Below are 17,944 nucleotides of genomic sequence, written 5' to 3'. Positions count from 1 at the left end.
AGTGTCACCGCCGTCGGTCGTCGCAGGCCACCCGGTCGCCCGGACCGATGCACTGTGGACGGACATGGACGCAACGTGCCGCACGACGTGGGCCGTTCACCACCGGTTCACGCTTCCGATGCGCGGCGGCGGATCCGCTGTTCGAACGACGCGTGGCAGGCTCTCGAACATGATCTCAGTGCGCCTCGTCCGCCGCTCCGCCGTCCTCACGTTCGTGCTGCTGGTGAGCGTCCTCGTGGCGCCGGTGTCGGCGGCCGGGCAGGTCGCGCCCGGCGTCACCTACCGCCCGTTCGAACTGGCCACCGAGCACGGTGCCGTCACCGGGTACGTCCTCACGGTCGACCTGCGCACGGCCCGCCTCGACCTGCTGCACCCCGGCCGGGTCGCCGCTCGCGACGAGGTGCCGGACATGGCCGACGCGGCACGCGCGCTGGGCGGGGTGAACGGCGATTTCTTCAACATCAGCGAGACGCACGAGGGCGTCGAGCCGACGGGGTCCTCCGTGGGACCGGCCATCGCGGGCGGACAGGACCTCAAGGCAGCGGTGCCGGACGGCCAGCGTTTCGGTCCGGCCCTGCCCGCCGGGACCTCCGCGAGGGACGTGTTCGGCGTCGGCGCCGACCGCAGGGCCCGCGTCGCGAGCCTCGACCTTGCCGGTGCCGTGCGCGGCGGTGGCGAGGAGTTCGACATCGAGGGCCTGAACCAGTACGCGCTGCCGGTCGGCGGAATCGGCGTGTTCGACAGGCACTGGGGGCCGATGGCGCGCGTCCGGGCGACCTGCGGCACCGACGCCAGCCGGTCGGCGCCGTGCAGCGCCGAGACCGAGGAGGTCGTCGTACGGCGTGGGGTCGTGGTCGCTGAGCGGGACACCCCGGGTGCGGGCGCGATCCCCGAGGACACCGTCGTGCTGGTGGGCCGGGAGGCGGGAGCCGACGAACTGGAGGCGCTCGATCCGGGCGACCGGGTGGTCGTCAGGCACCGGCTCGTCGCCGCGGCGCTGCCACCGTTCCGGTTCGCCGTCGGCGGCTTCCCGATCCTGCGTGGCGGCACGCCACTTCCCGGCCTGGACACCAGGGCGCTCGCGCCGCGCACCGCGGCCGGGGCGAGCGCCGACGGGCGCACGGCGTACCTGGTGGTCGTGGACGGCCGTTCCACCAGCAGCGCGGGAATGAGCGTCGCCGGGCTCGCCGGCCTGCTGCGCTCCTTCGGCGCGGCCGACGCCGTCAACCTCGACGGTGGCGGCTCGTCGACGCTCGTGCTCCGCGAGCCCGGCCAGGATCGCGTCACCGTGCGCAACACGCCGTCGGACGGCAGGCCCCGCGCGGTGGCGAACGGCATCGGCGTCTTCGCGCGTTAGATCTGCTCGTGGTCGAGGCGCCAGAACGGGGACACCGGGCCGACGCCCGCGCCAAGCGGGTAGGACTCCGCCACCGACCGCTCGATGAAACGCTTGGCCGTCGACACGGCGTCCGGCACGCCGAGCCCCTTCGCCAGCGACGCCGTGATCGCCGAGGCGAGCGTGTCGCCGCCGCCGTGCGTGTGCTCGGTCTCGTGCCGGACCCCGGCCAGCTCGACGAACTGCGCGCCGTCGGAGAGCAGGTCCACGCAGTGCGGGTCGTCGTGCATGTGCCCGCCCTTGACGAGCACCCACTGCGGGCCGAGCTCCAGCAGTAGCTTCGCCGCCTCGCGCTGGCTCTCCGCGTCGGTCACCGTCAGCCCGGTGAGCAGCCGCACCTCGTCGAGGTTCGGCGTGACGATCGTTGCTCTCGGGAACAGCTCCGTGCGGATGGCCTCCAGCGCCTCTTCACGCAGCAGCGCGTCACCGTGCATCGACGCGGCGACGGGGTCCACCACGAACGGTATGCTCGCGTGCCGTCCGATGTGGACCTCGTCGAGCGTCTTCGCCACCGCCTGGATGATGTCCGCGGTCGCGAGCATGCCCGTCTTGGCCGCGTCGACGCCCATGTCCCCGGACACCGCCTTGATCTGCGCGGTGACGACGTCCGCGGGGATCTCCGTGAAGCCCTGCACGCCGAGCGAGTTCTGCACGGTCACCGCGGTGACCGCCGTCATCCCGTGCACGCCGCAGGCGAAAAACGTGCGCAGGTCGGCCTGCAGGCCCGCACCACCGCCGGAGTCCGAACCGGCGATGGTGAGGGCCGTCCGGGGCGTCGGGCTCATCCCTTCTCGACCACCGGCAGGTACACCTGGTTGCCGTGCTCGCCGAACTCCTCGGCCTTCTCCTGCATTCCTGCCTCGATGGCGTCTACCGTGGACAGACCGTGTTCCTCGGCGTACTTGCGTACGTCCTGCGTGATCCGCATCGAGCAGAACTTCGGCCCGCACATCGAGCAGAAATGCGCCGTCTTCGCCGGTTCCGCGGGCAGCGTCTCGTCGTGGAACGCGCGCGCCGTGTCCGGATCGAGCGAGAGGTTGAACTGGTCGTACCAGCGGAACTCGAAGCGAGCCTTGGACAGCTCGTCGTCCCACTCCTGCGCGTAAGGGTGCCCCTTCGCCAGGTCGGCGCTGTGCGCGGCGATCTTGTACGTGACCACACCGGTCTTGACGTCGTCACGGTTGGGCAGGCCCAGGTGCTCCTTCGGCGTGACGTAGCAGAGCATCGCGGTGCCGTACCAGCCGATCTGCGCGGCTCCGATCGCCGAGGTGATGTGGTCGTAGGCCGGAGCGATGTCCGTCGCGAGCGGGCCGAGCGTGTAGAACGGCGCCTCGCCGCAGAGCTCCTCCTCCAGCTCCACGTTCTCCTTGATCTTGTGCATGGGCACGTGACCGGGACCCTCGATCATCACCTGCACGTCGTGCTCGCGGGCGATGTGGGTGAGCTCGCCCAGCGTCTCCAGTTCGGCGAACTGTGCCCGGTCGTTGGCGTCGGCGATCGAGCCGGGGCGCAGCCCGTCGCCGAGGGAGAACGTGACGTCGTAGGCGCGCAGGATCTCGCACAGCTCGGAGAAGTGCGTGTAGAGGAACGACTCGCGGTGATGCGCCAGGCACCACGCGGCCATGATCGACCCGCCGCGTGACACGATGCCGGTGACCCGGTTGGCGGTCAGCGGTACGTACCGCAGCAGCACCCCGGCGTGCACGGTCATGTAGTCCACGCCCTGCTCGCACTGCTCGATCACCGTGTCGCGGTAGATCTCCCAGGTCAGCTTCTCCGGCTCGCCGTCGACCTTCTCCAGTGCCTGGTAGATCGGCACCGTGCCGACGGGAACGGGGGAGTTGCGGATGATCCATTCCCGGGTCTCGTGGATCCGCTTGCCGGTGGAGAGGTCCATGATCGTGTCGGCACCCCAGCGGGTGGCCCACACCATCTTGTCGACCTCCTCCTCGACCGAGGACCACACCGCCGAGTTGCCCATGTTGGCGTTGACCTTCACCAGGAAGTTCTTGCCGATGATCATGGGTTCCGACTCGGGATGCCTGCGGTTGACCGGGATCACCGCGCGGCCGCGGGCGACCTCCGAGCGCACGAACTCGGGGTCCATCCGCTCGCGGGCGGCGATGAACTCCATCTCCCTGGTGATGTAGCCTGCCTTCGCCCAGCCCAACTGCGTGTCGGGCTCGCGGCCGTCGGCCCAGCCGGCGCGCAGCCTGTGCAGTCCTTTGTGGACATCGATGGCGGCCTCGGGGTCGGTGTAGGGGCCGGAGGTGTCGTAGACGTCGAAGTGCTCACCGTTGGACAGGTCGATGCGCCGCGCCGGAACGCGGAGACCGGATTCGGTCTGATGATAGACCTTGCGGGAGCCGGTGATCGGTCCGGTGGTGACGTTGGGCTGGAAGCCGGTGGTGGTGGTGTTGTTGTTCTCCAGCGTTGTCAAGAAATATCACTCCCTACGCCGGCATTACCCGGTCAGGTTCATGCGGTCGGCGGCGCCGGGTCCTGACAGACACCAGCCGCCCTCTCAGCCCGCCAAAGCGCGAGCTCCCGCGATTGCAGTTGTTCCTCGACCATGCCACGACTTCGCCGTGTTGGGAAGAGCGGGCTTTCAGCCGACCAGCTCGCTCGGCTGCGCGAACGTGTCGACCATCGCGCCGTTGCGGAGCACGGTCACCGGCAGCGGAATGCCGATGACCTCGGCGAACAGCTGGCGCTGGATGCCCTGCGCGTCGGTGACGCGCTCGCGGCCCACGGTCAGCAGCAGATCACCCGAACGCAGGCCGGCATGGTCGGCCGGGCCGCCGGACACCACCTCGACGATCCGGACCCCGGCCCGTTGCCCGGTGCGCTCGGCGACGTCGTCGGGCAGCGGCGCCGGTACGCCGACCACGCCGAGGTAGGCGCGCCGCACCCGGCCCTCGACCAGCAGCGTGTCGATGATCCGCCGGGTGGTCGCGTTGACCGGCACGGCCAGGCCGAGGCCGAACCCGGCCACCGCGGTGTTGATGCCGACCACCCGCCCGGCGGAGTCCGCGAGGGCGCCGCCGGAGTTGCCGGGATTGAGCGCGGCGTCGGTCTGGATCACGTCCTCGATGACCCGTGCCGTGCGTCCCTGGCGGACGGGCAGCGCCCGGCCGAGCGCGCTCACCACACCCGCGGTGACCGAGCCGGAGAAGCCGAGCGGGCTGCCGACGGCCACCACGAGCTGGCCGACGACGAGCCGGTCGGCGTCGCCGAGCAACGCGGCCGGGGGAGTGTCGCCGTGCACCCGCAGCACCGCGAGGTCGGAGAGCGGGTCGGCGCCGGCCACCTCGAACTCCGCCTCGGCGCCGTCGGAGAAGGTGGCGGTGCCGTGCCGGGCGCCGGCCACCACGTGGGCGTTGGTGAGCAGGTGACCGTCATCGGCGAACACCACCGCGGAGCCGCCGCCGCGGGCCAGCCGGACACTCGCCACGTGCGGCGTCACGGACCTGGCCACGGAGCTCACCGCGCGGGAGTAGGCGTCGAACGCGTCGGCGTCGGGCAACGCCATCACCGCCTCACTGCTTACACCGTTACACCTGTAAGCATACTCGTGAGTGCGCACGCGAGTTCTAACTCGCATGCGCACTCACGAGCGGTGGCCAGGGGCTCAGGCGTCGGCGGGCTCGGGAAGCCAGCTGTTGCCCGGGATGCCCCATTTGTTCGCCTTGAGCATCTTCTTCGCGGCGCGGGCGTGCCTGCCGACGAGCCGGTCGAGGTAGAGGTAGCCGTCGAGGTGGTCGGTCTCGTGCTGGAGGCAGCGCGCGAAGTAACCGGTGCCCTCCACCTCGATCGGCTGCCCGTCGAGGTCGGCGCCGGTGACCTTCGCCCAGGACGCGCGCCCGGTCGGGAACGACTCGCCGGGCGCGGAGAGGCAGCCCTCCCAGTCGTCGTCCGGATCGGGCATCGTCTCCGGTACGCCGGAAATCTCCAGCTTCGGGTTGACCACCACACCGCGGTGCCGGACGCCCTCGTCGTCGGGGCAGTCGTAGACGAAGACCCGCAGGTCGACACCGATCTGGTTGGCGGCGAGGCCGACCCCCTCGGCGGCGTACATCGTGTCGAACATGTCGTCGGTCAGCGTGCGCAGATCGTCGTCGAACGTCTCCACCGGGCGGGTGGGGGTGTGCAGTACGGGGTCGCCGGCGATGCGGATGGCGTGGACGGTCACAGTCGGCGATGTTACCGAGATCGTGGACCATGACGCGCCGGGCGTGGTAGCGGCGCGCGTACCGGTGACCGTGATCTAATGGCGGCGGCGGAACGACAGCCGTGTTATTTGCCGGATTGCGAGGAGCCCAGATGGACGCCGCGGAGTCGATGGCCCAGGAAGGCCAGCCGTCCCCGCCCGCCCCGGCCGGGAGACCGGTAGAGGGACTCTCGCAACGCGAGCAGGCGGTGCTCGCCTTCGAGCGCCAGTGGTGGAAGTACGCCGGCGCCAAGGAAAGAGGGATCCGCGAGTTGTTCGGCATGTCGCCGACTCGCTACTACCAGATCCTGAACAAGCTCATCGAAAAGCCGGAAGCCATGCGCGCGGACCCGATGCTGGTCAAGCGACTCCGGAAGACGCGCGTCTCGAGGCAGCGCACCCGGGCGGCACGGCGGTTGGGGATTGAACTGCCATGAGCATCTTTGACGGGCTGTCCCGGCCGACGCGCGCGGCGGGGCTCGGCTTGCTCGCGGTCGCCGTGGTCGCGGCGGCGATCGGCGGCGTCACCCTGCTGACCGGCGACGGCGGCGACGACACCGCCGCACCGGAGACGTCGGAGACATCGGAGCCGTCGGAGCCACAGCCGCCCGGCAGCCCCACCGGCACGCAGCCCGGCCCGACCTCGGAGCCCGCTCCGACCACGACCGAGGACACGGAGCAGCCGGGGGAGGCGTCGCCGACCGGCACGGAGACCGCGGCACCGGGCGAACCCGGGAACGGTACCGGTGACGGTGATGCAGACGGCGACGGGACCGCCGAGGACCAGCAGGCCTCGATGAAGGCGGGCTCGGTCCGCGTCTACAACAACAGCAACATCCGTGGACTGGCGACCGACGCCGGCGGGGACTTCCGTGCGGAGGGCTGGAACGTCGTCGAAACCGGCAACTACTCCGACGGCATCATCCCCACCACCACCGCCTACTTCCGGCCCGGTACCGGCGAGGAGGCCGCGGCCCGCGCACTCGCCCGTGAGTTCGGGATGCGGGCCGAGCCGCGCTTCGCGGGCATCGCCGACTCGAGCCCGGGCGTGATAGTGATCGTCACCAAGGACTACCGGGGCGCCTCCGACGGCAAGTAGCGTCGTGTCCGCGCTTCCCGCACGGGTGTCCGCGCCGCACGACGCCGGCATCCGTGCATGGGGCGCGGACGCGCGTCAGCGGTTGGCGGCGAAGGTCTCCAGTGCGGTGAGCTGGGCCGGGTCGAGCGACGGGCGCACGGCGTCCCGCGCCGTGGCCAGGTGCGCGGCCGTCACCACGGTCGCCTCCAGTGACTCGCGCATCGCGGTGAGCGCCGCCTCGCGGATCAGCGCGGCGCAGTCCGCGGCCGAGTAGCCATCCAGGGTGGACGCCACCGCGTCGAGATCCACATCGGACGCCAGCGGCGTGTTCCGTGCGCTGGCACGCAGAATGTCGGCGCGGGCCGGGGCGTCCGGCGGCGGCACGTAGATGACCCGTTCCAGCCTGCCGGGTCGTAGCAGGGCCGGGTCGATGAGCTCCGGCCGGTTGGTCGCGCCCAGCACCACGACCTCCCGCATCGGCTCCACCCCGTCGAGCTCGGTGAGCAGGGCGGCCACCACCCGGTCGGACACCCCGGAGTCGCCGGACTGGCCGCGCCGCGGCACGAGCGCGTCGATCTCGTCCAGGAACACCAGCGAGGGCGCGGCCTCCGCGGCGCGGCGGAACAGCTCCCGCACGGCGCGCTCCGACTCGCCGACCCACTTGTCCATCAGCTCCGCGCCCTTGACCGCGAAGACGTTGAGCGCGCCGGTGCCGGCCAGTGCCCGCACCAGGAACGTCTTGCCGCCGCCCGGCGGGCCGTAGAGCAGCACTCCGCGCGGCGGATCGACGCCAAGCCGGGAGAACGAGTCCGGGTACCGCAGTGGCCAGAGCACGGTCTCCGTCAGCGACCGCCTGACCTCGGTCATGTCGCCGACGTCGTCGAGCGTCAGGCCGCCGGTGGTCAGCGTGTCCGAAGTGGACATGGAGATCGGCCGGACCGACTCGACGGCGCCCAGCAGGTCGCTCTCGGCGATGCGCGGCTCGGCGTCGCCGTCCCGGTGCCGCAGCGCGGCCCGCAGCGCCGCCTCACGGCGCAGTGCCAGCAGGTCGGCGGTGACGAAACCCGGCGTGCGCTCGGCGATCGCACCGAGGTCCGCACCGGGCTCCAGCGGCGTGTCCCTGAGCAGGATCCGCAGCAGTTCGGTGCGGGTCGCGGCGTCCGGGAGCCCGAGCCGCAGCTCCCGGTCGAGCAGGTCCGTGCCGCGCAGGCGCGGGTCGGCCGACTCGGGGTGAGCGCTGGTGGCCACCACCGCGAGGCCGTCGCGGTCCAGCGCGGCCCGCAGCCGGTCGAGCACGACCGTCGCCACCGGCGGCGGCTGCGACGCGGGCAGCAGCGTGTCGATGTCGGTGATCAGCAGGACCGCGTGACCGTCGCCGGAGGCCGCCTGGTCGACGGCGGCGGAGATCCGCGCGGCGACCGCGCCGGGTTCCAGCACGGCGATGCTCGGCGCCGCGAGGCTCACCACCCGCACGCCCTCGGCATGCGCAACCGAGCGCACCAGGGTGGCCTTGCCGACGCCTTCCGGCCCGGAGACCAGCACCCCGAGCCGGTTCGACGTGCCGAGCCGGGCCAGCAGCTCCGGGCGCTGGAAGGCCAGGTCGAACCATTCGGCCAGCCTGCGGGCGGCGGGCCGGCTCCCCGCGAGGTCCGCCAGCGGCGGCGGTTCCTCTTCCTCCGAGGAGGAATCCGTGGCCACCACGCCGGCTTCCGGCTCGGGCTCGGGTTCCGGAGCGGCCGCGGTGGGTGGGGCGGCATCGCCGGTACTCGCGCCGTCCCGCCAGCCGACCACAGTGGACTGTCCGACGGCGACCGGACCGGCGGGCTCGGTGGCCGTGACGGTAAGGAGTTCGGTGGTCCACGTCGTCCCGATCGCGCGGGAGAGCCGGCCCCGTACCGCCGAGACGTCGGAACCGGGCGGGGGCGCCAGGTCCTGCGGCAGCAGCGAGACCGCGTCGCCCACCGTGAGCACCTTGCCGATGAGCGCGAGCCTGAGCGTGCCAGGGCTCAGCGAGATGCTCGCCATCCGGGAGCCGGACACCGTCACCGTGCGCGCGGCCGACACCTCCACGGGTGCGACGACGACCTCGGAGCCCTCGGTGACGCCGAGGTTGGACATCGTGATGTCGTCGGCGAGCACCACGCCGGGCGTGCCGTCGCGGGCGGGCGCCGCGAGCGCCACGCTGATGCGGGCGCCGGTCAGCCGCACGGCGTCCCAGGCGTGCAGGCCGAGCGCGTCGAGCACCTCGGGGTGCAGGCGGACCACGCCGCGCCGGGAGTCGAGTGCGGAGGGGGTGTGCCGGAGGGTCAGCGTGATCTGTGCGGCGCTCACCCGTCCACCTTAGGTGTCGCCGCGCTGACGCAGGCCGAGCCGCCGCCAGTTGCGCCGCCGTGGCGTCCGGTCGCCCATCCTGGCCGCGGACTCGGCGGGGTACACGCGGCCGGTGTGCGCGACGTGCGGCTGCTCGGGACGGGGTCGCCGCACGGCGCGCCGCGCGGCACCGGCGACGCGGCGGAACTGGGGCCTGCGCAGGCCCAGCCGCCGCTGGCTGCGGGCCCGCCGGATGGCGCGGCGTTCCCGGGGCGGAACCTCCCACGCCTCCGGGTGCCGGGCGAGCCAGCGGTGCCGCCGCAGCGCGTACGGGATGTGCGCGAGGTAGAGCACCATGGCGCTGGCCAGCGCGATCAGCGGGTACTGGATGATCGCGGCCGCCAGGAGGCCGACGGCGACGAGCAGCGGTGCCACCGCCTTGGCCGGGGCCCTGACCGTCTTCAGCGACAACGTCGGGATCCGGCTGATCAGCAGTGCGGAGATCGCGACGGTCCAGATCCAGACCACCGGCTGCGCGGACCACCAACCGGTGCCGAACTCCACCGTGATGACCAGAGGCAGCAGCGCCAGCAGCCCGCCGGCGGGCGCGGGCACGCCGACGAAGAACTCGCTGGAGTAGGGCGGCTGCTCGGTGTCGTCGAGCAAGGTGTTGAACCTGGCCAGCCGGAGCACCATGCAGACCGCGAAGATAAGCGCGGCCACCCAGCCGATCCGGCTGCCCTCGGCGAGCCAGACGTAGAGAACGAGCGCGGGGGCCACGCCGAACGAGATCGCGTCGGACAGCGAGTCCAGCTCGGCGCCCATCCGCGACGTGGCGTCGAGCAGCCGGGCGATCCGGCCGTCGAGGCTGTCGAGCACGGCGGCGACACCGATCGCGCCCACCGCGAGCACGAGCTGACCGTTCAGCGCGAACTGCACGGCGGACAGTCCCGCGCACAGCGCCAGCACGGTGATGGCGTTCGGCAGCAACCGGACGCCGGGCGCGTTCCGGGCCATGTACTCAGCCCTCCTCGGGACCGATTTCGGCGATCGGGGTCTCCCCGCCGATCGTGCGCTGGCCCTTGCTGACCAGCACCCGGCTACCGGGAGGCAGGTAGACGTCGACGCGGGAGCCGAAGCGGATCAGGCCATAGGTGGTGCCGACCTCAACGCGTTCCCCCTCGCCGACCTGGCACAGGATGCGCCTCGCCACGAGGCCGGCGATCTGCACGACGGCGAGCTCCTGGCCGTCGTCGGTGCGCAGCAGCAGCGCGTTGCGCTCGTTCTCGTCGCTGGCCTTGTCGAGGTCTGCGGAGAGGAACCTGCCCGGCCGGTAGGCGACGCGCTCGACCGTGCCGGTCGCGGGCACGCGCTGGACGTGCACGTCGAACACGGAGAGAAACACGCTGACCCGCATGCGCGGCTCGGCGGGCAGCCCGAGCTCCGCCGGCGGCGTGGCCTCCTCGATGAGGGCCACGATGCCGTCCGCGGCGGAGACCGCGAGCCCGGGCCGCTGTGGCGGCACTCGGTGCGGTTCGCGGAAGAACGCGGCGGTGGCCGCGGTGCCGAGACCGGCGAGCACGCCGAGGGGCTTGGAGACCTTACGCAGCAGCAGGGTCACGGCCAGGCCACCGAGCACGAACGGCCGGCCCGCGGGGTGCATGGGAGGCAACGTCTCGCGGGCGAGCTGCACGGCGTGGCCGATGGAGTGGCCGGATCCCGGTGCTGGAGCGGCGTTCATGTGTTCGGATTTCCCCGGTGTACTCGTGGGACGAATGCCACCACGCTACGCCAGCGGGCGGGGCTGGACGGACCGGGTGGCGTGCGCCCCCCGACGCCGTACGCCACCCGGCCACGGACCAGTGATCTTAAGCCGCGCGGCCGGTGGGGATAACCCCGTGTGCGGAAAACGTTACAAAGCGTCGCTACTTCCGGCGGCGGGCCGTGACGAGACGGAGCGCGCCGAGCAGCACCACGGCGCCGAGCACGGCGACCCCGAAGCTCGGGAAGTCGAACTCGAAGTTCATCTCCTCACCGGTGGCCAGGCGGTAGATCAGCCCGCCGAGCGCTGCGCCGACCACGCCGACGAGCACGCTCACCAGGCAGCCCTGCGGACGCCGGTCGCGGCCGCCGATCACGAGGTTCGCGGCCCAGCCGGCCAGTGCGCCGAAGATGATCCAGGAGAAGAAGCCCATTCCGCGAACCCTAGAGCCTGTCCTCGATCCCATGTAGGCGCGGTGTTGTGCCTGGTCACCGCTCGTGAGTGCGTACGCGAGTTCTAACTCGCGTACGCACTCACGACCGGCCGGCCTCAGATGAGCAGTACGTCCACCTCGGATCCGGCGGCGGCCTCGGTGACGTCCTCCGGCAGCACGATCAGGCAGTTGGCCTGCGTGAACGCGGCGAGCAGGTGTGAGCCGGGGCCGCCACGCGGGCCGACGACGCCGGTGACCTGCCCCTCGCTCGACGTGTAGTAGCCGCGGCGGAACTGGCGTTTGCCCCGCGGCGAGGCCAGCGTCTCGGTGAGCTGAGCCCGCACGTGCCGCCGATCCAGGTGCGTGTGCCCGAGTGCGGCGAGCACCGCGGGGCGCAGGAACGCCTCGAACGACACCAGCACGCTCACCGGGTTGCCCGGCAGCGTCACCACCGGCACGCCGTCCCAGGTCCCGCAGCCCTGTGGTCCGCCGGGCTGCATGGCGACCTTGGCGAACCGCACGCCCGCGCCGGTCAGCGCGTCCTTCACGACCTCGTACGCGCCCGCGCTGACGCCGCCGGAGGTGACGACGAGATCGGTCTCCGGCAGCTTCGGCTCGATCGCCGCCCGGAACGCGGGCACATCGTCGGCGACGCTGCGCACCGACTCGACGTGGCAGCCCATGCCACGCAGCGCGGCGACGAGCATCACGCTGTTGGACTCGTAGATCTGGCCGTGCCGCAGTTCTTGTGGCGGCAGGACGAGCTCCGTGCCGGTGGACACGACGAGCACGCGGGGCGGTGCGTGCACGGCGAGCCGGTCGAGCCCCACGGCGGAGGCCAGGCCGAGCTGTGCGGGCCCGAGCACCGTGCCCGCCCCGAGCGCGATCGTGCCGGCCGCGACGTCCTCGCCGGTGCGCCGGATGTGCGCGCCGGGGGCGGCGGCCCGGAAGACCCGCACCTTGTCGGTGCCGCCGTCGGTGTGCTCGACCATCACCACGCTGTCGGCGCCGGGCGGCATCGGCGCGCCGGTCATGATCCGGTGTGCCGAGCCGGGCAGCAGCGCGGGTATGTCGGTGCGGCCCGCGGGGATGTCCTCGGCGACGGGCAGCTCGACCGGCACCTCGCCGCTCGCCTCGACGACGTCCACGGAGCGCACGGCGTAGCCGTCCATCGCGGAGTTGTCGAACGGCGGCAGCGAGACGCCTGCCCGCACGTCATCGGCGAGCACGAGGCTGGCGCAGTCGGCGAGCGGCAGCTCGACGGCGGGCCGGGTGCCGAGCAACCGGATCACCTCGGCGCGGTGCTCGTCCACGGTCCTGGGTCGTTCGGTCTCCTCGGTCGGGATCACGCGGACCATCCTCCCCCGCAGTGGCCGCCATGCAAGACTCTCCCCGCCGGACAGAGGTGATCAGGGGAGGATCCATGCATGTTCAGGTTCGCCACCAGCCGTCTTTCGCGGTGGCCAGGCTGGTGCTGGCGCCGGGCGAGCCGGCGCAGGTCGAGTCCGGGGCGATGGCCGCGACCAGCTACGGCATGCACATCCAGTCGCAGTCGCAGGGCGGCGTGATGAAAGGGCTGGGACGCGCGTTCCTCTCCGGTGAGTCGTTCTTCATCTCCACCTACACGGCCCCGCAGAACGGCGGCTGGGTCGACGTCGCCGCCAACCTGCCCGGTGACATCCAGGTGATCAACCTGGACGGCCACACCGGGTGGTGCGTCACGCGCGGCTCCTGGCTCGCCTCTTCCCACGGCGTGCAGACGGAGACGCGCTGGGGCGGCTTCGGCAAGCTGTTCGGCGGCGAGGGCGGCTTCCTCACCCACGCGACAGGGCAGGGCCAGCTGGTGGTCGCCTGCTACGGCGCGCTGGACGTGGTGACGCTGCAGCAGGGTGAGCTGATCACGATCGACTCCGGGCACGTCGTCGCCTACGCGGACACGGTGCAGTCGCAGACCCGCAAGATCGCCTCGGGGGTCATCCAGTCGCTCAAGAGCGGGGAGGGCCTGGTGTTCGACTTCGCGGGCCCGGGGCAGGTCCTGACCCAGACGCGGAACCCATCGGCGCTCGCGTCGTGGGTCGTCGCGCAGGTGCCCTCGCGGTAGGACGGACATGCGGTTCCAGACCCGGCACACGCCGGCCTTCGGCGTCGTCCGCGTGACCCTCGCCGAGGGCGAGGCCGTGGAGGCCGACCCGCGGACGATGATCGCCACCAGCTTCGGAGTCACCCAGGCCCGGCCGGGCAGGGGCAAGGCCCCCTCGGTGTTCACCGCACCGGCCGGTGGTGGCTGGATCGATCTCGCACCGGAGCGGGCCGGTGACGTCTACCCGCTCGAGTTCGACGGCCGGACCGGCTGGTCGATCGTGAAGGGCGCGGTCCTCGCGCGACCGGCAACGGTGCGCCGGGACCAGCCGTGGCCCGCCCTGCAGGCGCTCTTCGGCGGCGACACCGGATTCCTCGAACACTTCAGCGGCACGGGTTCGCTGGTGCTGGCCTGCCATGGCCCGGTGGACGCGTTCACCTTGCAGGCGGGCGAGGTGATCACGGTCAGCCCGGCCTTCCTGCTCGCCTACCCGGACGCGATCCAGTGCCGGCTGCGGGCGATCGATCCGGCGGCACCGCAGTCGGTCCGCACGGGAGAGGGGCTGGCGCTGGACTTCGCAGGCCCGGGCACCGTTCTCACGCAGTCGCGCAGGGCCGACTGACCGCCCCGAAATTCGCCGCGAATTGACCATTGCCGTGCGGCGATCTTCCGGTAGCGTGATCGAAGCTTCAGGCGGGGCAGGTACGAACTGCCGCGTTTCGCTTTGGTACAAGGAGGACGCCGTGGCTGTCGGCACGGTCAAGTGGTTCAACGCGGAGAAGGGCTACGGCTTCATCGAGTCCCCGGAAGGGCCCGATGTCTTCGTACACTACTCCGCGATCCAGGCGGATGGTTTCCGGACCCTCGACGAGGGCGATCGGGTGGAGTTCGAGGTACAGGCCGGCCGGGACGGCCGCAGCCAGGCCGCGGATGTCCGCAAGGTCTCGTAACCGCTCGACGTGGTCCGTCGCCGGTGTCCTGCGCCGGTGACGGACCCCGGCCCCCAACGGTGACACTTCGCGCGGCCGTCCCGCCGTGGGCGTTAGGCTGCGCTCCGTGACAGGCGATGTGTCGGGGGACCTCACCGGTAAGCGGCTGGGTAACTACCGCATCGACGGTGTGCTGGGCCGCGGTGGGATGAGCGTGATGTACAAGGCCACCGACGTGCGGCTCGGGCGCAAGGTGGCGCTCAAGGTCATCGGGACGCATCTCGGTGCCGACGCCGAGTTCCGCGAGCGCTTCGTCGACGAGGCCCGCAACACCTCGGCCATCGACCACGCCAACATCGTGCCGCTGTACGACTTCGGCGAGCTCGACGGCCTGCTCTACATAGCCATGCGCATGGTCGACGGTTCCGATCTGGCGAGCCTGATCGGCGGTGTCCCGATGGAGCCGGAACGGGCTACCGGCCTGCTCGAACAGGTCGCCGACGCCCTCGACACGCTGCACGGGCGCGGCCTCGTGCACCTGGACGTCAAGCCGGCCAACGTGCTCGTGACGAGCCGCGAGTCGGCACGCGAGCACGTCTACGTCGCCGACTTCGGGCTGACCCGGCGCGGCGCGACCGGGCACCGCACGCGGGGCGGCGACTTCCTCGGCTCCCCGACGTACGCCGCGCCCGAGCACCTGCGCGGCGAGCCGCTGGACGGACGCACCGACCAGTACGCGCTCGCGTGCATGCTCTACGCGTGCCTCACCGGGCATCCGCCGTTCCAGGGGGACGTGTCCGCGGTGATCAAGGGTCATCTGAACGGTGAGCCGGTCTCGGTGACCCGCGCGGTGCCGGGACTGCCGCCGGGGACCGACGACGTCATCCGCAAGGGGATGGCGAAGAACCCGCAGGACCGCTACGGCGGCTGCGTCGAGCTGATCACGGCGGCCCGCGAGGCCGTCACAGCCGGCCCGGCGGCCTCGGTCACGATGCCCGGCAGGCGGCCGGTCGCGGTCGCGCAACGCGGAGAGGGGGATCCGGTGCAGCCGTACGGGCAGCAGCCAGGACAGCAACCAGGACAGCAGCCAGGACAGCCAGGCCAGTCACAGCAGCAACCGGGACAGCAGCCCGGGCAGCAGTTTCCGGGGCAGCAGCCCGGGCAGCCGCCGCCCGGCTACGGCTCGCCGCAGGGCCCGCCGCCCGGGTACGGGGGCCCGCAGCCGGGGTACGGCTCGCAGCCCGGTCCCGGCATGCCACCGCAGGGCCCGCCGCCGGGATTCGGCGCGCCCCCGCCGCCGCCCGGAGGGCCCCCGCCCGGCGGGGGCGGTTTCCACCAGCCGAAGAAGAGCAAGGGCTGGATCGGCTGGGTGGCCCTCGCCGCCGTGCTGGTCGTGGGAGCGGGGGTCGCGCTGGTGCTGATCCTGTCCGGTGACGACCAGGCCGGCGACGCCCCACCAGCGCAGACGAACTCCCCGGCACCCGAGATTCCGGTCGGTCCCGGCGGTTCCGCGAGTGCGACGCCGACCGACTCCGGCGGTGACCAGCCGCCGCCGACTTCGATTCCGGTGGTTCCGGGCACGGGCGGGTGACCAGCCCTGCTTGCACTCTCACCCGGAGAGTGCTAAACACGGGATTGGCACTCGACGCCGTCGAGTGCTAGGCGACTGGTCGCCGACCAGCCGCCTGAAGGTCGGGACGGTGAGGCCATGTTCGGGCATCCGAGCTGGTCGTCCGTCGCGGGCACCGAGCCTGGCCGAGGACGTGTCCTGCTGCGAGGTCCAGCGTCACAACGAGCTGGGCCTTCGATAGCGCCGAATACCGGAGGACCACACCGCAATGGCCAAACTGATCGCGTTCGACGAGGACGCCCGCCGCGGTCTCGAGCGCGGCTTGAACACCCTCGCCGAAGCCGTCAAGGTGACGCTCGGCCCTCGTGGCCGCAACGTCGTGCTCGAGAAGAAGTGGGGCGCGCCGACCATCACCAATGACGGCGTCTCCATCGCCAAGGAGATCGAGCTCGAGGACCCGTGGGAGAAGATCGGGGCCGAGCTCGTCAAGGAAGTCGCCAAGAAGACCGACGACGTCGCGGGTGACGGCACCACCACCGCCACCGTGCTCGCCCAGGCTCTCGTCAAGGAGGGCCTGCGCAACGTCGCGGCCGGTGCTGACCCGATCGCTCTCAAGCGCGGGATCGAGCAGGCTGTCGAGGCTGTCACCGAGCAGCTGCACAAGGCGGCCAAGGAAGTCGAGACCAAGGAGCAGATCGCAGCCACGGCGTCGATCTCCGCCGCCGACCGCACCATCGGTGAGCTCATCGCCGAGGCGCTCGACAAGGTCGGCAAGGAAGGCGTCGTCACCGTCGAGGAGTCCAACACCTTCGGCCTCGAGCTCGAGCTCACCGAGGGTATGCGCTTCGACAAGGGCTACGTCTCCGGCTACTTCGTGACCGACGCGGAGCGCCAGGAAGCCGTCCTGGAGGACCCGTACGTCCTGTTGTTCGGATCGAAGATCTCGAACGTCAAGGACATGCTGCCGGTGCTCGAGAAGGTCATGCAGTCCGGCAAGCCGCTGCTGATCATCGCCGAGGACGTCGAGGGCGAGGCTCTGGCCACCCTGGTCGTCAACAAGATCCGCGGCACCTTCAAGTCCGTCGCCGTCAAGGCGCCCGGCTTCGGTGACCGTCGCAAGGCGATGCTGCAGGACATGGCCATCCTCACCGGTGGTCAGGTCATCAGCGAGGACGTCGGCCTCAAGCTGGAGAACGCCGACATCTCCCTGCTGGGTCGCGCCCGCAAGGCCGTCATCACCAAGGACGAGACCACCATCGTCGAGGGTGCCGGCGACGCGGACCAGATCCAGGGCCGGGTCAACCAGATCCGTGCCGAGATCGAGAACAGCGACTCGGACTACGACCGGGAGAAGCTGCAGGAGCGCCTGGCGAAGCTGGCCGGCGGCGTTGCCGTCATCAAGGCCGGTGCCGCCACCGAGGTCGAGCTGAAGGAGCGCAAGCACCGCATCGAGGACGCGGTGCGCAACGCGAAGGCCGCCGTCGAGGAGGGCATCGTCGCCGGTGGTGGCGTGGCTCTGCTGCAGGCGTCCAACGCCGCGTTCGACGGCCTCAAGCTCGTCGGTGACGAGGCGACCGGCGCGAACATCGTCAAGGTCGCCGTCGAGGCCCCGCTCAAGCAGATCGCGGTCAACAGCGGTCTCGAGGGCGGCGTCGTGGTGGAGAAGGTCAAGGGCCTCTCGCAGGGCCACGGCCTCAACGCCGCGACCGGCGAGTACGAGGACCTGGTCGCCGCCGGCGTCATCGACCCGGCCAAGGTGACCCGCTCCGCGCTGCAGAACGCCGCCTCCATCGCGGCGCTGTTCCTCACCACCGAGGCAGTGGTGGCGGACAAGCCGGAGAAGGGTGGCTCCGCTCCGGCGGGCGACCCGACCGGTGGCATGGGCGGCATGGACTTCTGAGTCCAGCCGAACGGCTCGAACAGGCCCGGTCCGCAGCATGCGGGCCGGGCCTGTTCGCTATTCGCCTTCCGTGTCCTCGGGCATGAGGATCCAGCAGGCGGCGTAGAGCAGCACCGGGGTGCCCACGCCGAAGATCGTGGCGGCGACCAGGAGGATCCGGATGATCGCGGCGTCGACTCCGAGCAGCCGCGCCCAGCCGCCGCAGACGCCCGCGAGCATCTTGTCGTCCGTGCTGCGCCGCAGTTTCCTGGTGGTCACGTTGTTCGTCATGACACC

18 protein-coding genes and 1 riboswitch are annotated in these 17,944 nt (G+C 71.5%); of the genes, 8 read left to right on the top strand and 10 right to left on the bottom strand.

The window, feature by feature from the left end; translation table 11 throughout:
• Positions 1-169 precede the first annotated feature (169 nt).
• Positions 170-1,357, top strand: a complete 1,188-nt coding sequence (locus JAP66_RS10225) for a phosphodiester glycosidase family protein (protein WP_199431399.1) — start codon at positions 170-172, stop codon at positions 1,355-1,357.
• Here the strand turns inward: JAP66_RS10225 and thiD are convergent.
• From thiD to JAP66_RS10205, 4 genes are all read right to left on the bottom strand, one after another.
• Positions 1,354-2,181, bottom strand: a complete 828-nt coding sequence (gene thiD, locus JAP66_RS10220) for a bifunctional hydroxymethylpyrimidine kinase/phosphomethylpyrimidine kinase (protein WP_199431398.1) — start codon at positions 2,179-2,181, stop codon at positions 1,354-1,356. The two genes, JAP66_RS10225 and thiD, sit on opposite strands and share 4 nt — an antisense overlap.
• Positions 2,178-3,836 carry a phosphomethylpyrimidine synthase ThiC gene (thiC, locus tag JAP66_RS10215; protein ID WP_307849506.1) on the bottom strand — a complete coding sequence of 553 codons (1,659 nt, stop codon included), beginning with the start codon at positions 3,834-3,836 and terminating at the stop codon, positions 2,178-2,180. Before thiC ends, thiD begins: the two co-directional genes overlap by 4 nt.
• Positions 3,832-3,957: riboswitch (TPP riboswitch) on the bottom strand. (Overlaps the previous gene by 5 nt.)
• Before the next feature lie 47 nt (positions 3,958-4,004).
• Positions 4,005-4,928: a S1C family serine protease gene (locus JAP66_RS10210; RefSeq protein WP_199431397.1), complete on the bottom strand. Its 924-nt coding sequence runs from the start codon at positions 4,926-4,928 to the stop codon at positions 4,005-4,007.
• Between the two features lie 99 nt (positions 4,929-5,027).
• On the bottom strand, positions 5,028-5,588 hold the full coding sequence (locus JAP66_RS10205) for a peptide deformylase (protein ID WP_199431396.1): 561 nt from the start codon (positions 5,586-5,588) through the stop codon (positions 5,028-5,030).
• 131 nt (positions 5,589-5,719) lie between these two features.
• Here JAP66_RS10205 and JAP66_RS10200 point away from each other — a divergent pair, with 131 nt between their 5' ends.
• Together JAP66_RS10200 and JAP66_RS10195 are read left to right on the top strand one after the other, a co-directional pair.
• Entirely contained in the window at positions 5,720-6,043 is a 324-nt protein-coding gene (locus JAP66_RS10200) for a DUF3263 domain-containing protein (protein WP_199431395.1), read from the top strand.
• Positions 6,040-6,705 (top strand): LytR C-terminal domain-containing protein, encoded by a 666-nt coding sequence (locus tag JAP66_RS10195; RefSeq protein ID WP_199431394.1) that lies wholly within the window; start codon positions 6,040-6,042, stop codon positions 6,703-6,705. Before JAP66_RS10200 ends, JAP66_RS10195 begins: the two co-directional genes overlap by 4 nt.
• A gap of 75 nt (positions 6,706-6,780) precedes the next feature.
• Here the strand turns inward: JAP66_RS10195 and JAP66_RS10190 are convergent, their stop codons facing one another.
• The 5 genes from JAP66_RS10190 to moeA form a co-directional block, all read right to left on the bottom strand.
• The gene (locus tag JAP66_RS10190) at positions 6,781-9,015 is read right to left on the bottom strand and encodes an AAA family ATPase (RefSeq protein ID WP_199431393.1); all 2,235 of its coding nucleotides are present in this window, start codon (positions 9,013-9,015) and stop codon (positions 6,781-6,783) included.
• Between the two features lie 9 nt (positions 9,016-9,024).
• A complete protein-coding gene (pssA, locus tag JAP66_RS10185; protein WP_199431392.1) occupies positions 9,025-10,011 on the bottom strand; it encodes a CDP-diacylglycerol--serine O-phosphatidyltransferase in 987 nt (328 codons plus the stop codon).
• 4 nt (positions 10,012-10,015) lie between these two features.
• Positions 10,016-10,735, bottom strand: a complete 720-nt coding sequence (locus tag JAP66_RS10180; RefSeq protein WP_199431391.1) for a phosphatidylserine decarboxylase — start codon at positions 10,733-10,735, stop codon at positions 10,016-10,018.
• A gap of 184 nt (positions 10,736-10,919) precedes the next feature.
• Positions 10,920-11,189, bottom strand: coding sequence for a GlsB/YeaQ/YmgE family stress response membrane protein (locus JAP66_RS10175; protein ID WP_199431390.1), 270 nt, complete (start codon positions 11,187-11,189; stop codon positions 10,920-10,922).
• 116 nt (positions 11,190-11,305) lie between these two features.
• Entirely contained in the window at positions 11,306-12,547 is a 1,242-nt protein-coding gene (gene moeA, locus JAP66_RS10170) for a molybdopterin molybdotransferase MoeA (protein ID WP_199431389.1), read from the bottom strand.
• Between the two features lie 65 nt (positions 12,548-12,612).
• On the opposite strand from moeA, the gene JAP66_RS10165 reads away from it, so the two are divergent.
• From JAP66_RS10165 to groL, 5 genes are all read left to right on the top strand, one after another.
• Entirely contained in the window at positions 12,613-13,290 is a 678-nt protein-coding gene (locus JAP66_RS10165; protein ID WP_199431388.1) for a TIGR00266 family protein, read from the top strand.
• Positions 13,291-13,297: 7 nt separating this feature from the next.
• The gene (locus tag JAP66_RS10160) at positions 13,298-13,891 is read left to right on the top strand and encodes an AIM24 family protein (protein ID WP_199431387.1); all 594 of its coding nucleotides are present in this window, start codon (positions 13,298-13,300) and stop codon (positions 13,889-13,891) included.
• Between the two features lie 121 nt (positions 13,892-14,012).
• A complete protein-coding gene (locus JAP66_RS10155) occupies positions 14,013-14,219 on the top strand; it encodes a cold-shock protein (RefSeq protein WP_199431386.1) in 207 nt (68 codons plus the stop codon).
• 106 nt (positions 14,220-14,325) lie between these two features.
• A complete protein-coding gene (locus JAP66_RS10150; RefSeq protein WP_199431385.1) occupies positions 14,326-15,789 on the top strand; it encodes a serine/threonine-protein kinase in 1,464 nt (487 codons plus the stop codon).
• Between the two features lie 247 nt (positions 15,790-16,036).
• Positions 16,037-17,668 (top strand): chaperonin GroEL, encoded by a 1,632-nt coding sequence (gene groL / locus JAP66_RS10145; RefSeq protein WP_199431384.1) that lies wholly within the window; start codon positions 16,037-16,039, stop codon positions 17,666-17,668.
• Positions 17,669-17,725: 57 nt separating this feature from the next.
• Here groL and JAP66_RS10140 read toward each other — a convergent pair whose 3' ends face one another.
• Complete coding sequence (locus JAP66_RS10140) at positions 17,726-17,938, bottom strand: PspC domain-containing protein (protein ID WP_199431383.1); 213 nt, start codon at positions 17,936-17,938, stop codon at positions 17,726-17,728.
• Positions 17,939-17,944 lie beyond the last annotated feature (6 nt).

The sequence above is a fragment of the Qaidamihabitans albus genome (assembly GCF_016464705.1).
Classification (GTDB): Bacteria; Actinomycetota; Actinomycetes; order Mycobacteriales; family Pseudonocardiaceae; genus Qaidamihabitans; species Qaidamihabitans albus.
The sequence above is the reverse complement of the archived record's forward strand: the minus strand, read 5'-3'. Positions and strand labels throughout refer to the sequence as shown.

What these genes read in the sequence shown, in the direction of transcription:
- JAP66_RS10225 (WP_199431399.1), top strand. Translation starts at nt 170, where the DNA reads ATGATCTCAGTGCGCCTCGTCCGCCGCTCCGCCGTCCTCACGTTCGTG.
- thiD (WP_199431398.1), bottom strand. Translation starts at nt 2,181, where the DNA reads ATGAGCCCGACGCCCCGGACGGCCCTCACCATCGCCGGTTCGGACTCC.
- JAP66_RS10210 (WP_199431397.1), bottom strand. Translation starts at nt 4,928, where the DNA reads ATGGCGTTGCCCGACGCCGACGCGTTCGACGCCTACTCCCGCGCGGTG.
- JAP66_RS10200 (WP_199431395.1), top strand. Translation starts at nt 5,720, where the DNA reads ATGGACGCCGCGGAGTCGATGGCCCAGGAAGGCCAGCCGTCCCCGCCC.
- JAP66_RS10195 (WP_199431394.1), top strand. Translation starts at nt 6,040, where the DNA reads ATGAGCATCTTTGACGGGCTGTCCCGGCCGACGCGCGCGGCGGGGCTC.
- pssA (WP_199431392.1), bottom strand. Translation starts at nt 10,011, where the DNA reads ATGGCCCGGAACGCGCCCGGCGTCCGGTTGCTGCCGAACGCCATCACC.
- JAP66_RS10180 (WP_199431391.1), bottom strand. Translation starts at nt 10,735, where the DNA reads ATGAACGCCGCTCCAGCACCGGGATCCGGCCACTCCATCGGCCACGCC.
- JAP66_RS10175 (WP_199431390.1), bottom strand. Translation starts at nt 11,189, where the DNA reads ATGGGCTTCTTCTCCTGGATCATCTTCGGCGCACTGGCCGGCTGGGCC.
- moeA (WP_199431389.1), bottom strand. Translation starts at nt 12,547, where the DNA reads ATGGTCCGCGTGATCCCGACCGAGGAGACCGAACGACCCAGGACCGTG.
- JAP66_RS10165 (WP_199431388.1), top strand. Translation starts at nt 12,613, where the DNA reads ATGCATGTTCAGGTTCGCCACCAGCCGTCTTTCGCGGTGGCCAGGCTG.
- JAP66_RS10160 (WP_199431387.1), top strand. Translation starts at nt 13,298, where the DNA reads ATGCGGTTCCAGACCCGGCACACGCCGGCCTTCGGCGTCGTCCGCGTG.
- groL (WP_199431384.1), top strand. Translation starts at nt 16,037, where the DNA reads ATGGCCAAACTGATCGCGTTCGACGAGGACGCCCGCCGCGGTCTCGAG.
- JAP66_RS10140 (WP_199431383.1), bottom strand. Translation starts at nt 17,938, where the DNA reads ATGACGAACAACGTGACCACCAGGAAACTGCGGCGCAGCACGGACGAC.